Genomic DNA, 14,311 nt, shown 5'->3' with positions numbered 1-14,311 from the left:
TTTACTGCTGCGCCAGCGCTTCCAGCTTGTCGCGAAAGCCGGTCACGGACAAGGCCCGGTTATCGGCCCGCCAGCGATCTTTCGCCGCCGGTGCAGAGCTCTGCACGCCAATCAACTGCCAGCCGTTATCTGTTTTCAGCATCAGCGGTGAACCACTGTCGCCCGGCAACGTATCACACTGGTGCGAGAGTACGCTGGTTTGCGCCCAGCCCGTCACAATACAGTCGGTGTGGGTGTAAAGGGTATCCAGATGGTCGACAGGATAGCCGGACTGCGTCACCTTCCGGTCGGCGGCTTTCAGCGCGGCGGTGAGTGCGTCTTTATCGCCGTCAAATAACGGCAGCGGCGTAATGCCGGAAGGGGGGTAGCGTAAAACGATCAGGCCAAAGTCCCATGAGGCGGCCGCCGGTGGCACGATCCAGCCGTCACCATCCGGTTTCAGCCGTTTGCCGAGAGACGGATCGACCCGGCCTTCAATGCCGTGTATTTCATAGCGCCAGGTGCCTTTTTGCGACACAAACCGCAAGGCCACCGCTTTATCCGGCTTGCCGTTTGGCGGCGTTAACAGACAGTGGCCTGCCGTCAGGGCAAGCTGAGGGGTGATCAACGTCGCAGTACATAAGTTACCGCTGGCGGTTTCCAGTTGACCTATAGCATCCCAGGGTGCCTGGGTGGGATCGGCGACGCGCGTACGGTCGTCATGATTGAAAAAAAGCGTCTTTAGCTCTTTCGCGCTAATGGTGTCATCACCGGCATCATCCGCATGTGAGAATCCAGAAAAAAGACCAAACGTTCCCAGTAACAACACAACAGATTTACGCATATCTCACTCTGGTGGGGGTAATTATGATTATTAAAAGTGAACCCTATGAAAATACTATAGACGGGACAGCGCTAAAGTGGGAGTAAAATCAGCGTGCTACATTCAGGAAAGATAAAAATGGCTGGCGATGAGCGCGCATAAAATAAGCAGGATCAGAATCAGCTCAAACCGATAGCGCCGCAGCATACGCCCTCCGGGAAAAAAAACGGCGCGGAACCTGTTCCGGTTCAGCGCCGGTTTACCAACGTGCCCCGAAGGGCACGGTTTAGCTTGTACTCTTACGCAGCTGGCTGTGCAGCTGGTTTAGCAGCTTCGTGTTTTACTGCTTTTTTGTGATGCTTTTTAGCAGCCTGGGCTTTCTGCTCTACAGCCGGTTTGGTCGCTTTTTTGTGGTGCTTTTTAGCAGCCTGGGCTTTCTGCTCTGCAGCTGGTTTGGTCGCTTTTTTGTGGTGCTTTTTAGCGGCCTGGGCTTTTTGCTCTGCAGCCGGTTTAGCGGCTTTATGATGTTTCTTGTGATGGACAGTTTTTGCTGGCGCCGCGGTGGTCGTTGCAGCAGGTGCCGCAGCAGCCGGTGCAGCAGTGGTTTCAGCAGCGAACGCAGCAGAAGACAGACCCATAGCAGCGGCAACAACCAGAGCTAATACTTTTTTCATGTTCATACCCTCGAATTTGGTTTTTCATTTAACCCCACTGCGGGGCCGTTGAAATAACTATATCCCTGTAAATTCGGGGTTTCCGTGAGTGATTGGTATCGGCGTGTAACGGAATGTACAGAGGGGAGAAAAGTGTACGAACAGACCAAACGCTGCTGCTCGTACAGGTCTCTGTTATCTTTTCAGTGTGGCCAGAATAGCCGCCGGAGACTGACTGCCTATAATCGACCGTGATTCAGGCTCAATAACCACCATTACCGGGGTGACGCTAATGCCCAAACGTTCTGCCAGTGCAGATTGCCGCGCGATCAGATCGGAGCACGCTGTCGTGGTGTCGTTATTCGGTAAAAATCCCGCCATCGCTTGTTGCAGGCTTTTGACCTTATCGGCTGAACACCAGACGCGCCCCATATCTTCAATTACCGAGTCGCGAATGGCGCTGGGCGCAACGGTCAGAAACGACATCGTCAAACCGGCATCCGTATATTGCTTAACGTTTTTCACTACATTGCTGCAGTAAATGCACTGATTATCAATAAACACCAGCAGCTTATATTTTTCAGCGGGAGCCTGAAACGTGATGGGCTGGAGGTCTGCAAGAGAGCGGGTAATATCGTTGAACGCGTCTTGCGGGGTATTATCCGTGGCTGCGAAAGTACTTAAACTGGTCGCACACAGAATCGCTAACATCGTTTTCATTATGCCTTTCATCATTGATCCCTTTATTTTTTTAATCCTGGCCTGATAGCAGTCTAATTGTGTCGGAAGGACACGCATTCATACACCCGGCGCAATCATGGCAATATGTGCTAAATCATATTCTTATTGAAAAGGGTGAGAAGAGTGCCGGAGCAGGCTCCGGCAGAGGGATTAAAGATAACGGGAGGTCAGATGCTCGCGGAAATAACGGATATTCAGATCTTCGCCCGTCGCCTGGGTGATTAACTGCGACGTGCTGAAGCGACTGCCGTGCTGCCAGATGTTCTGACGCAGCCACTCAAAGAGTGCGGAAAAATCGCCCTCAGCGATGGAGGCCTGCAGACCCGGAAGCGCCGTTTTCGCGGCGTGGAACAGCTGTGCGGCATACATGGCCCCCAGCGTATAGGATGGGAAGTAGCCAAAACCGCCGTCGGTCCAGTGGATATCCTGCATGCAGCCGTTGCGGTAGTTGTCTTTGGTGGACAACCCGAGCCAGGCCTGCATTTTCTCGTCCCACAGGGCAGGGATATCGTCCACTTCGATCTCGCCGTTGATCAGCGCGCGCTCAATCTCATAGCGCAGCACCACGTGTGCCGGGTAGCTCACTTCGTCCGCATCGACGCGGATATAGCCCGGCTTCACGCGCTGGTTCCAGGCGATAAAGTTCTCTTCGCTGAACGCCGCCTGGCTGCCAAAGCGGGCGTGCACCGCAGGGAGAAGATGGTTGAGGAAGGCTTCACTGCGTCCCAGCTGCATTTCAAAGAACAGGCTCTGGGATTCGTGGATCGCGGTTGAGCGGGCCAGCGCAATCGGCTGTCCTGCCCATGCGCGCGGCAGGTTTTGTTCGTAGCGCGCGTGTCCGGTTTCGTGGATCACGCCAAACAGCGCGCTGAGCAGTTCATCCTCGTCGTAGCGCGTGGTGATGCGCACGTCTTCCGGTACGCCGCCGCAGAACGGGTGCGCACTCACGTCGAGGCGACCGCCGTTAAAATCGAAGCCGAGCATCTTCATGGCTTCCAGGCCCAGTTCACGCTGTGTTGCCGTCGGGAAAGGCCCCTGAGGAGGAACAAACGATCGCTGAGCCTGCTTTTCCACGACGTTTGCCAGCAGGTCCGGCAGCCAGGACTTCATGTCGCCGAACAGCACGTCCAGACGGGCGCTGGTCATGTCGGGCTCAAAAATATCCAGCAGCGCGTCGTACGGTGTGCAGCCTTTGGCTTCCGCCCGCAGGCGTGCCTCTTCACGGCTGAGTTTGACCACCTCTTTCAGGTTGGCGGAAAAGCCCTGCCAGTCGTTGGCGGGACGCTGCGTGCGCCAGGCGTGCTCGCACCTGCTGCCCGCCAGGGATTTGGCTTCCACCAGCGATTCCGGCAGCAGGGTCGCCTGCTGGTAGTGGCGCGTCATTTCGCGCAGGTTGGCCTGTTCGACGTCATTCAGATCTTCACCTGCCGCCGCCGCTAAAAGGTCGCCGACTTTTTTATCGGTCAGGATCTGGTGCTGCAGGACGCTCATCTCCGCCAGCGCCTCGCCGCGCGCGGCGCTGCCGCCGGGCGGCATCATGGTAAACATGTCCCAGCTGGCGATGGAGGTAAGGTGCGAGAAGCGGGAGAGACGCTGGAAGGTTTTCACAAGTGACTGATAGGCTGATGTTTTTTGCAATTCTTATTTCCTCATGCCGGGGATGTGTTTCAGGGAGCATACAATGAAACGGACCCAATTCCCCAACATTTCCCACGCGGAGGAAATCTGTGCCGATCTCCTCCGTTGAAACCGTCCCCGGCATTCCGGGAGACGGTTTTCGGTGGGTAATCAGGACTTATCGCGCATAACCTGTTGCAGGATCGCCAGCGCCTGGTTGAACTGGGCGTCCGGAATGGTCAGCGGATAAAGGAAGCGGATCACGTTGCCGTACTGGCCGCAGATCAATAACAGCAGGCCCTGGGCGAGCGCCTTTTGCTGGATCGCCTGCGCGATGGCGGCCGACGGTTCACGGCTCTCGGGGTCAAAAAACTCCGCCGCAATCATCGATCCTCTTCCCCTTATCGCCACGAGCGCGGGGAAGGTGCCCTGAATCTCCTCCAGCGTGGCTTTCAGCCGATCGCCCAGCTGACGGGCGCGCGCGCACAGCGACTCGTTGTCGATAATCTTCAGCACCGCGTGCGCGGCGGCCACGGCAAGCGGGTTGCCTGCATAGGTGCCCCCCAGGCCGCCGGGAGCCGGCGCGTCCATGATTTCGGCGCGGCCCACCACGCCGGACAGCGGCATTCCGCCTGCCAGGCTTTTAGCCATCGTCATCAGGTCGGGTTTGTCCGCGTAGTGTTCCATCGCAAACAGTTTCCCCGTACGGGCGAAGCCGCTCTGCACTTCGTCGGCAATCATCACGATCCCGTGCTCATCACAGATACGGCGGATGGCGGCCACCAGCTCTGGCGGGGCGACGTTGAATCCGCCTTCACCCTGAATGGGTTCAAAAATAATCGCCGCCACCTGTTTCGCCTCAATATCTGCTTTGAACAGGCGTTCTATCGCCGTGATGGCATCCTGCGTCGTGATGCCGTGCAGCTCGGAGGGATACGGCACGTGGTAAACCGACCCCGGGAAGGGGCCAAATCCCAGCTTATAAGGCGCGACCTTGCCGGTTAAGGCCATGGTCATATAGGTTCGGCCGTGAAAGCCTCCCCCGAAGGCAATCACACCCGGTCTGCCAGTGTGGGCCCGGGCGATTTTAATGGCATTTTCCACCGCTTCCGCGCCCGTTGTGAAGAACGCCGTTTTGGCCGGGCTCTGCACCGGGGCCAGCTCGTTAAGTTTTTCGGCCAATGAAACGTAGCTTTCATACGGCACAATCTGGTAGGCCGTGTGGGTGAACTGGTGAAGCTGTTTTTCCACTGCGGCCACCAGTTCAGGATGACGATGGCCGGTATTCAGTACCGCGATCCCGGCGGCGAAATCAATATAGTCGTTGCCTTCCACGTCGGTGAGCGTGGCATTCTCCGCCGAGCGGGCAAAGAAATTACACATTACGCCAACGCCGCGCGGGGTGGCAGAAAGTCTGCGCTGATGAAATTCCTGGTTACTCATGTCAGATACCCTTTTGTCGAAACGATCATACGCCAAGACGATCGCGCAGGCTGTAGTACGCCGCGCCCATCGCCGTAAATGGAATCCGCAGGCTGCGGCCGCCCGGGAAGGGGTAGTGCGGGAGGTTGGCAAACGCATCAAAGCGCTCAGCGTCACCGCGCAACAGTTCCGAGATCAGCCGTCCGGCCAGGTGGGTGCAGGTCACGCCATGGCCGCTGTAGCCCTGCATGTAATAGATGTTTTTGTCCAGACGGCCAAACTGCGGCATACGGGACAGGGTCAGCAGGAAGTTGCCCGTCCAGCGGTAGTCGATTTTGACGCCTGCCAGCTGAGGGAAAGTTTTCAGCAGCTTTGGCATCACCAGGCGCTCGACATCGTCCGGATCGCGCGCGCCATACACGACGCCACCGCCGTACAGCAGGCGGTTGTCGGCGGTGAGACGGTAGTAATCCAGCAGGTAGTTGCAATCTTCCACGCAGTAGTTATTGGGGATCAGCGTGCGGGCGAGCTCTTCCGGCAGCGGGGCGGTGGTCACCACCTGGGTGCCGCAGGGCATGCTGCGTTTTGCCAGCTCCGGTTCGATCTTATCGCCCAGATAGGCATTCCCGGCGACGATCACGTAGCGGGCCGTCACCTGACCATGCTGCGTGCTCACCACGGCCGGGCTGGTGTGCTGAATGGCAGTCACCGGGGACTGTTCATACACCCGCCCACCGTTCAGGCGAATGGCGTCCGCTTCCCCGATCGCCAGGTTCAGCGGATGAATGTGCCCCCCGCTGCGATCCAGCAGCGCGCCGGTATAGCGTTCGCTGTCGACTTCCCGGCGGATGGCGCTGGCGTCCAGCAACTCCAGCTGCGTGTTGCCGTAGCGTTCCCAGTTGGCCTTTTGCTCCTCCAGCGTCTCCAGCTGCTTGTGGTTTAGCGCCACAAACAGCCCGCCGGGACGATAGTCGCACTGGATCTGATAGCGCTGGATTCGCTCCCGAATGATTTCCCCGCCTTCAAACATCATGCTCCCGAGGGCTCTGGCAGCATCGGGGCCGTAGTTTTTCTCAATCACGTCGATGTCGCGGCTGTAGGAGTTAACCAGCTGGCCGCCGTTGCGTCCGCTGGCGCCGAAGCCGATGCGCGCGCCTTCAAGGAGCACCACGTCGTAGCCCATTTCAGCGAGATGCAGCGCGGAGGAGAGGCCGGTATAGCCGCCGCCCACCACGCACACGTCACAGCTGATCGACTCGTTAAGCGTCGGGAAGGGTTCGTAAGCGTTCGCGCTGGCCGCGTAGTAGCTGGTGGTATGTTCGGTCATGATTGAGGCTCCAGGGCAATCCAGATGGTTTTCAGTTCGGTAAATTTTTCCAGCGCGTGCAGGGACTTATCGCGACCGTTGCCGCTCTGCTTATAGCCGCCAAAGGGGACGGTCATATCACCGTCGTTATAGTTATTGACGAAGACCGAGCCTGCCTTCAGGCGGCGGCTCATGCGGTGCGCGCGGGAGAGATCGCGGGTCCATACCGCCGCGCCAAGCCCGTATTCACTGTCGTTGGCCAGCGTTAAGGCTTCCTCTTCGGTTTTAAAACGGGTGACGACCAGCACCGGCCCGAAAATCTCTTCCCGGCACAGCGGGGAGGCAGGGTCGATGTCGACGAAAATGGTTGGACCGACTGCGGAAGGCCATGATTGTTCCCGCCCGTCCAGCAGCAGCGTACCTTTCCGGGTTCCCTCGCGAATAAACGTGTGGACGGTATCGGCGTGCGCGGCGTCGATGAGCATGCCCATCGTGCTGTCGGGGTCGAGCGGATCGCCCGGCTGCCAGTGACGGGCCTGCGCCTTCAGCCTTGCCAGGAAGTCATCAGCGATGCTCTCTTCGAGCAGCAGGCGGGTGCCGGCGATACAGACTTGCCCCTGGTTATAAAAAATCCCGGCGGCGGTCGCGCTCACGGCCTTGTCCAGGTCCGGACAGTCGGCAAAGATAATGTTGGCGCTCTTGCCGCCCGCCTCCAGCCAGACGCGCTTCATGTTGCTTTCTCCCGCGTCCTTCAACAGCTGCTTGCCGGTACGGGTAGAGCCGGTAAACGTCAGCACCTCAACCTCCGGGTGCAGTGCCAGCGCCTGGCCCGCTTCGTGGCCGTAACCGCTTATCACGTTCAGCACGCCGTCAGGCAGGCCCGCCTCTTTCGCCAGCCCGGCCAGCCGCAGGGCGGTGAGCGGTGATTTCTCCGATGGTTTCAATACCACGCTGTTGCCCGCGATCAGCGCCGGGCCCAGCTTCCAGCAGGCCAGCAGCAGCGGGAAGTTCCAGGGGACGATGGCCGCGACAACCCCGATGGGCTCGCGCACGATCATCGCCAGCTCGCCCGGACCCGTAGGCGCCACTTCGCCGTAGACTTTATCCGCCGCTTCGGCGTACCAGCGAATGGCGCGCGCCGCGCCGGGAATATCGTCGCGCAGGCTGTGGCGGATGGGTTTACCGGTGTCCAGCGTTTCCAGTAAGGCCAGCTCTTCGCTATGCCGTTCCATCAAATCGGCGAGCGTATTTAGCACGGCCTTGCGCTGCGCCGGAGACGCCTGCGACCAGTCACCGCGCTCAAATACCGCACGCGCGGCCTGAACCGCGCGGTCCACGTCCGCCTGCTTGCCCCGTGCGACGTTCGCCAGCGTCTGCTGGGTCGCGGGATTGACGGTGTCAAACGTGGCATTATCGGCGGCGTCACAATAGGCACCGTTAATAAATAACCGGGTCTCAATGGCGCTGTTTTTTGCTTTATCCTGCCAGTAAGTCAGGTGCTGAAAATGCATATTCACTCCTTTCTTTCGCAATCAGATAAATAAAGGCATGGCCGTTTCAGGCAATACGAAGCCGTGGGGCATCCCGGGAATTAACCCGTTAAATGCCGACAGCGATCGTTTTTATATTTCCCGGCGTAAGCGCGCTTACGCCGGGACTGAGTGGTAATTAGAACGTGGTGGGAGTGTGGGCACTGATAATGCGGCAGATGCCTGCCGAGGTGTTGCTGAAGCTGTGCGGTATGCCGGTATTGATGGCATAGCTTTGCCCCGCAACCAGGTGATATTGCTGGCCATTAATGGTCAGCAATATTTCACCTTCCAGTATCGTACCGATCTCCTCACCCTGGTGTTTGATCCTCTCTCCGGTCGTGGTTCCAGGCTGGTAAGTTTCAAAAATCATCGCCAGCGTACGGTTCGGATTTCCGTTATGAACCAGCTTCATCGAAACTCCCTGACTGCCTATTTCGATAAGGTCTTCCTGATTAATAACCACCTGCGGTTCATCAGGTTTTTCCGGTTCCGAAAAGAATTCCGAGAGCGACAGCCCATAAACTTTCAGCAGCTTTTGCAGCGTACTGATAGCAGGACTGACTTTGTCCTGCTCAATGGTGCTGATGGCACTGTGTGTTAACCCAGACAGTTCGGCGGCACGCCGCTGCGAGAGACCCAGCTGCTGGCGGATCTCAGACAGACGTTTCCCTGGCGCCAGTCCGTCATCGCTCATAGTTGCATTTCCTTTACGGTAGTGGTCAAAGCCGTTGCTTCTCGGCAATGTGGCTTTGACAGGCGGTGATAAAACCTTCAAACAACATACGGGACAGGGCGTACTCGCTGCTGTTCCATTCGGGGTGCCATTGCACGCCGAGGGCAAAAGGGTGGTCATGAACGCTGACCGCCTCGACCAGCCCATCCGTCGAGCGGGCCTCCACGCGAAGCCGTGGTCCTAACGTCCGTGCACCTTGCCCGTGTAACGAGTTTACCCAAAATGTGTTACAGCCTGGTATTAATTGAGACAGCAGTCCTCCCTCCTGAACCTGAACTTCATGAGACGGGGCGTATTGTAGCTCAACCGGCAGTTCAGGATCTTCCCGGTGCTCGAGCAGGTCGTTCTGCTCGAACAGGCGGCGATACAGCGTCCCCCCCGTTGCAACAACGAGTTCCTGCAGCCCCCGGCAGATGGCGAAAATGGGGATGCGCCTTTCGAGCGCGGCGGCAATCAGCGCCATACTCAGAAGATCTCGCCCGGGATCGGCGTCAGGCTCATCGCCGTTTTCACCATAAAGGTGCGGCTGCACGTTACTTGGGCTGCCCGGCAGGTAAATCCCGTCCAGGGTGGGCAGCAGAGCGGTGAGCAGCTCTGGTTCTGCCAGCGCATGCGGTAAGGCAATCGGTAAACCCCCCGCGTTAATAATGGCATTCAGGTACTTTTCTTGCAGGGTCTGGGTCTCATGACCCTTAAGCCTGTTTCTACACATCACCACGCCAATAACTGGCTTGTTCATTATATTTTCCATGATCGCCCTCACAAAGTGGACTAAATTTAGGCCATTTTCGCCTGATAAACGGCCTTTTCGTTCAATATTTTCTCAATCTAGCAACGGGATCTGCCTTTTGCAAACTTAATTTAACATTTGACAAACAATTTATTTGCATACAGATTCGATAGGGTGGACATTATATTTGACAGTCCAGAGCAGCGAACGCAAATCCCAAAAACGGTGGTAAATCATGGAAACCAATATCGTAGAAGTTGAGAACTTTGTGCAGCACACGGATGAGAGGCGGGGCAGCGCCTTTACGCAGGAAGTGAAGCGCTATTTAGAAAAGTATCCTGACACCCAGTTTATTGATGTCCTCCTGACCGACCTGAACGGCTGTTTTCGCGGCAAGCGCATCCCGGTTGCTGGACTGAGCAAGCTTGAAAAAGGCTGCTATTTCCCGGCATCGGTTTTCGCCATGGACATTTTAGGTAACGTCGTGGAAGAGGCGGGTCTGGGGCAGGAGCTCGGCGAGCCGGACTGTACCTGCGTGCCGGTGCCGGGCACCCTGACGCCTTCCGCCGCCGACCCGGAATACATTGGTCAGGTGCAGCTCACCATGGTCGATGAAGATGGCGCTCCCTTTGACGTTGAGCCGCGGAACGTACTCAACCGACTCTGGCAGCAGCTGCGCCAGCGCGGCCTGTTCCCCGTGGTAGCGGTAGAGCTGGAGTTCTATTTACTTGACCGTAAACGCGATGCCGACGGCTATCTGCAGCCACCCTGCGCGCCGGGCACCGACGTGCGTAACACGCAGAGTCAGGTCTACTCGGTTGATAATCTTAACCATTTTGCTGACGTGCTGAACGATATTGACGAACTGGCGCAGCTGCAGCTGATCCCCGCCGACGGGGCAGTGGCTGAGGCCTCCCCGGGCCAGTTTGAGATAAACCTGCACCATACGGAAAACGTGCTCGATGCCTGCGATGATGCGCTGGCGCTTAAACGTCTCGTCAGGCAGATGGCGGAAAAACATAAGATGCACGCCACGTTTATGGCAAAGCCGTATGAAGAACATGCGGGCAGCGGGATGCATATCCACATCAGCATGCAAAACAACCGCGGCGAAAACGTGCTCGCAGACGCCAACGGCGAGGATTCCGCGCTGCTGAAACGCGCGCTGGCCGGGATGATCGACCTGATGCCTGCGTCCATGGCGCTGCTGGCACCGAACGTCAACTCCTACCGCCGTTTCCAGCCGGGGATGTACGTGCCGACGCAGGCGTCATGGGGACACAATAATCGCACCGTTGCCCTGCGTATCCCCTGCGGCGATCGCCATAACCATCGGGTCGAGTACCGGGTGGCGGGCGCTGACGCGAATCCGTATCTGGTGATGGCGGCGATTTTTGCCGGCATTTTACATGGGCTGGATAACGATTTACCCCTGCAGGAAGAAGTGGAAGGCAACGGTCTGGAGCAGGACGGACTGCCGTTCCCGATTCGTCAGAGCGATGCGCTGTGGGAATTTATGCAAAACGATAGCCTTCGCGAGCGGCTGGGCGAACGTTTCTGCCACGTCTATCACGCCTGCAAAAACGATGAATTGCTGCAGTTTGAACGCCTGATTACCGAAACGGAAATTGAGTGGATGCTGAAAAACGCCTGATGACGTGCCCCGGTAAGGGGCCGCTTTGTTTCATCTGACACGTATCACCAAACGGCCTGCGCGGAGCCTGGCCTAACTGTTCGCTGGCACGCCAGCTTTCTCCCGGGAGTCGCGTTATGGAGCGCAGGCGGCACAGGGATTTTCTTAACGACACTGTGTGACGAGGTAGGAAATGATGCAGATGTTCAACTATCCGCAGGGCGAAGGGGGCCAGTCAGGCGCCTGCTGTGAGTGCGAGCCAGAGACGGTGCGCTGGTACGATCGCGTGTGTTCTTTACAACTTCCCCCTTTGCTAAGCAGGTTTGCGTTAAGGACAGCGCGATTGCAAACCACGGTAAGCATGGGGGGGACGGTTTATGGCGACTAACACCTCTCTTGACTCGCCGCGCATGGCCGGCAGAACCCGGCTGCGCAGTTCCCTCAAGCTCTGGCAGGTGGTCATGATGGGGCTGGCTTATCTCACCCCCATGACCGTGTTTGATACCTTCGGTATTGTGTCCGGTATCAGCAACGGCCACGTGCCCGCCTCGTATCTCCTGGCGCTGGCTGGCGTCATGTTTACCGCCATCAGCTACGGCAAACTGGTACGACAGTTCCCGGAAGCGGGCTCTGCGTACACCTACACGCAGAAATCGATCGGCCCCCATTTAGGCTTTATGGTCGGCTGGTCATCGCTGCTGGATTATCTCTTCCTGCCGATGATCAACGTGCTGCTGGCGAAGATCTACCTTTCCGCGCTGTTCCCTGAAGTCCCGCCGTGGGTCTGGGTGGTGGGGTTTGTGACGATCCTGACGCTGGCGAACCTGAAGAGTGTGAATCTGGTCGCCAACTTTAACACCCTGTTTGTGCTGGTGCAGATCGCCATCATGGTGGTGTTTGTCATACTCGTGGTGCACGGTCTGCATAAGGGGGAGGGCGTCGGCACCGTCTGGTCGCTCCAGCCGTTTATCAGCGAGAACGCACACCTGATCCCGATTATTACCGGCGCGACTATCGTCTGCTTCTCTTTCCTCGGCTTTGATGCGGTCACCACGCTGTCGGAAGAGACGCCAAACGCGGCGCGGGTGATCCCCAAAGCCATCTTCCTCACCGCTTTGTATGGCGGGCTGATATTCATTGTTGCCTCGTTTTTCATGCAGCTCTTTTTCCCGACGATCGCGCGCTTCAAAAACCCGGACGCCGCGCTGCCGGAAATCGCGCTGTACGTGGGCGGCAAGCTCTTCCAGTCGGTGTTTCTGTGTACCACGTTTGTGAATACGCTCGCTTCAGGCCTGGCCTCGCACGCCAGCGTCTCTCGCTTACTGTATGTGATGGGGCGTGACAACGTGTTTCCGGAGCGGGTGTTTGGCTACGTGCATCCGAAATGGCGTACGCCAGCCCTGAACGTCATTATGGTTGGGATAGTGGCGCTGTCGGCCCTGTACTTTGATCTCGTGACCGCGACGGCGCTGATCAACTTTGGCGCGCTGGTGGCGTTTACGTTTGTTAATCTCTCGGTGTACAACCATTTCTGGCGGCGCAAGGGGATGAACAAAACGTGGAAAGATCGGTTCCACTATCTCCTGCTGCCGCTCATTGGTGCCGTCACGGTCGGCGTGCTGTGGATAAACCTCGAAGCGACGTCCCTGACGCTTGGCCTCATCTGGGCGGCGCTGGGGATCCTTTACCTGACATGGCTCACGCGCCGTTTCCGAAAACCGCCTCCGCAGTTTGAAGCCGGTAAGATAGAACAGGCCTGGGATTCCTGAACGAAAAACGGCACCAGTACGCTGGTGCCGTTTTTCGGGAAACGGACGTCCGCCCGCGAGCATATTATCTCAGACGTTTATGAAGACTTGCGCCCACCAGCAGTGCGGCACAGAGCATCAGCGCAATAAACCCGCCCACGCCGTTCCAGCCGTAGCTATGCCAGAACACGCCGCCGAGCGTCCCGGCGATGCTGGACCCCAGGTAATAGCTAAACAGATAAAGAGACGATGCCTGGCCCTTGGCGCGACGCGCGCGTGGGCCTATCCAGCTGCTGGCGACCGAGTGGGCAGCGAAGAAACCCGCGGAGAAGAGCAGCATGCCGGCAAAAATCAGCCACAGGGAGGAGAAGAGCGTCAGCAGCAGGCCGACCAGCATCACCGATGTGAAGAACAGCATGACCGGGCCGCGGCCATAGCGGGCGGTCATTGCCCCGGCCTTCGGTGAACTCCACGTTCCGGTCAAATACGCAACCGAGAGTAAACCGACAAGAGCCTGGCTCAGATGCCACGGCGAGAGCATCAGGCGATAGCCAATATAGTTAAACAGCGTGACGAACGAGCCCATCAGCAGGAAGCCGGTCAGGAACAGGCGCGGCAGCCCCTTGTCGCGCCAGTGCAGGCGGAAGTTGATAAACAGCGTTTTCGGGCGCAGCGATGTCGGGCGGAAATGACGCGATTCCGGCAGAATTTTCCAGAACATCAGGGCAGATGCCAGCGCGAAACAGCCGATGACCGCCAGCGCAATACGCCAGCTAAAGAAGTCCGTGAATACCCCGCTCAGCAGACGTCCGCTCATCCCGCCAATCGAGTTCCCGCTGATGTATAGCCCCATAGAGAAGGCAACAAAGCTCGGGTGGATCTCCTCGCTGAGGTAGGTCATCCCGACCGCCGCCACGCCGCTGAGCGAGAGCCCAATCAGCGCGCGCATCACCAGAATGCCGTGCCAGCTGGTCATCATGGTCGAGAGTAGCGTACAAACCGAGGCCAGCATCAGCGCGGTTACCATCACCTGTTTACGGCCGATGGCGTCGGACAGCGGCCCGGTAAAGAGCAGGCCAATCGCCAGCATCCCGGTTGAAATAGAGAGGGATACGCTGCTGCTGGCGGGTGAAACGCCAAACTCATGGGAGAGCACGGGCAGGATCGGCTGAACGCAATAGAGCAGGGCGAAGGTCGCCAGACCGGCGGAGAAGAGTGCCAGCGTGACGCGCATAAATCGGGGGGTACCACGTTTAATGAACTGAACCGGCTGCGATGTTGCAGGTAAATCATCGATATCGCTCGCCGGATCGATATCAATGGCAGTTGTACGACTCACACAGTTTCCTTGCTTAAACATCCCCGTGATTTCTGGTGACGGGTATGACCACCTG

Annotated in this window: 13 protein-coding genes; 3 read left to right on the top strand and 10 right to left on the bottom strand. The window is 57.8% G+C overall.

Annotated elements, in window-relative coordinates:
• Position 1: 1 nt before the first annotated feature.
• The 9 genes from C6A40_RS04370 to puuD form a co-directional block, all read right to left on the bottom strand.
• Positions 2-823, bottom strand: a complete 822-nt coding sequence (locus C6A40_RS04370) for a trypsin-like serine peptidase (RefSeq protein WP_021241181.1) — start codon at positions 821-823, stop codon at positions 2-4.
• 278 nt (positions 824-1,101) lie between these two features.
• Positions 1,102-1,476 (bottom strand): acid resistance repetitive basic protein Asr, encoded by a 375-nt coding sequence (gene asr, locus C6A40_RS04365; protein ID WP_021241183.1) that lies wholly within the window; start codon positions 1,474-1,476, stop codon positions 1,102-1,104.
• 174 nt (positions 1,477-1,650) lie between these two features.
• Positions 1,651-2,175, bottom strand: a complete 525-nt coding sequence (locus C6A40_RS04360; RefSeq protein WP_236547250.1) for a thioredoxin fold domain-containing protein — start codon at positions 2,173-2,175, stop codon at positions 1,651-1,653.
• A 171-nt stretch (positions 2,176-2,346) separates the two neighbouring features.
• Positions 2,347-3,834 carry a carboxypeptidase M32 gene (locus tag C6A40_RS04355; protein ID WP_045336005.1) on the bottom strand — a complete coding sequence of 496 codons (1,488 nt, stop codon included), beginning with the start codon at positions 3,832-3,834 and terminating at the stop codon, positions 2,347-2,349.
• A gap of 150 nt (positions 3,835-3,984) precedes the next feature.
• Complete coding sequence (gene puuE / locus C6A40_RS04350; RefSeq protein ID WP_023344009.1) at positions 3,985-5,256, bottom strand: 4-aminobutyrate transaminase; 1,272 nt, start codon at positions 5,254-5,256, stop codon at positions 3,985-3,987.
• Between the two features lie 25 nt (positions 5,257-5,281).
• On the bottom strand, positions 5,282-6,562 hold the full coding sequence (locus tag C6A40_RS04345; RefSeq protein WP_025911468.1) for an NAD(P)/FAD-dependent oxidoreductase: 1,281 nt from the start codon (positions 6,560-6,562) through the stop codon (positions 5,282-5,284).
• Positions 6,559-8,052, bottom strand: coding sequence for an aldehyde dehydrogenase PuuC (puuC, locus tag C6A40_RS04340; RefSeq protein ID WP_044596710.1), 1,494 nt, complete (start codon positions 8,050-8,052; stop codon positions 6,559-6,561). The genes C6A40_RS04345 and puuC overlap by 4 nt, the downstream gene beginning before the upstream one ends.
• A gap of 157 nt (positions 8,053-8,209) precedes the next feature.
• Positions 8,210-8,767, bottom strand: coding sequence for an HTH-type transcriptional regulator PuuR (puuR, locus tag C6A40_RS04335; RefSeq protein WP_008502454.1), 558 nt, complete (start codon positions 8,765-8,767; stop codon positions 8,210-8,212).
• Between the two features lie 25 nt (positions 8,768-8,792).
• The gene (puuD, locus tag C6A40_RS04330; RefSeq protein ID WP_023292584.1) at positions 8,793-9,557 is read right to left on the bottom strand and encodes a gamma-glutamyl-gamma-aminobutyrate hydrolase; all 765 of its coding nucleotides are present in this window, start codon (positions 9,555-9,557) and stop codon (positions 8,793-8,795) included.
• Between the two features lie 214 nt (positions 9,558-9,771).
• Between puuD and C6A40_RS04325 the strand changes: the two genes are divergently transcribed.
• From C6A40_RS04325 to C6A40_RS04315, 3 genes are all read left to right on the top strand, one after another.
• The gene (locus tag C6A40_RS04325; RefSeq protein WP_045336000.1) at positions 9,772-11,190 is read left to right on the top strand and encodes a glutamine synthetase family protein; all 1,419 of its coding nucleotides are present in this window, start codon (positions 9,772-9,774) and stop codon (positions 11,188-11,190) included.
• 172 nt (positions 11,191-11,362) lie between these two features.
• Positions 11,363-11,557 (top strand): YmjE family protein, encoded by a 195-nt coding sequence (locus C6A40_RS25580; RefSeq protein WP_023292583.1) that lies wholly within the window; start codon positions 11,363-11,365, stop codon positions 11,555-11,557.
• On the top strand, positions 11,547-12,938 hold the full coding sequence (locus tag C6A40_RS04315) for an APC family permease (protein ID WP_023292582.1): 1,392 nt from the start codon (positions 11,547-11,549) through the stop codon (positions 12,936-12,938). The genes C6A40_RS25580 and C6A40_RS04315 overlap by 11 nt, the downstream gene beginning before the upstream one ends.
• 64 nt (positions 12,939-13,002) lie before the next feature.
• Here C6A40_RS04315 and C6A40_RS04310 read toward each other — a convergent pair whose 3' ends face one another.
• Positions 13,003-14,256: an MFS transporter gene (locus tag C6A40_RS04310; protein WP_045335998.1), complete on the bottom strand. Its 1,254-nt coding sequence runs from the start codon at positions 14,254-14,256 to the stop codon at positions 13,003-13,005.
• Positions 14,257-14,311: the final 55 nt, after the last annotated feature.

The sequence above is a fragment of the Enterobacter sp. GER_MD16_1505_Eko_090 genome, from assembly GCF_003331015.1.
Taxonomy (GTDB): domain Bacteria; phylum Pseudomonadota; class Gammaproteobacteria; order Enterobacterales; family Enterobacteriaceae; genus Enterobacter; species Enterobacter roggenkampii.
This window is presented reverse-complemented; position numbering and strand designations above follow the sequence as displayed.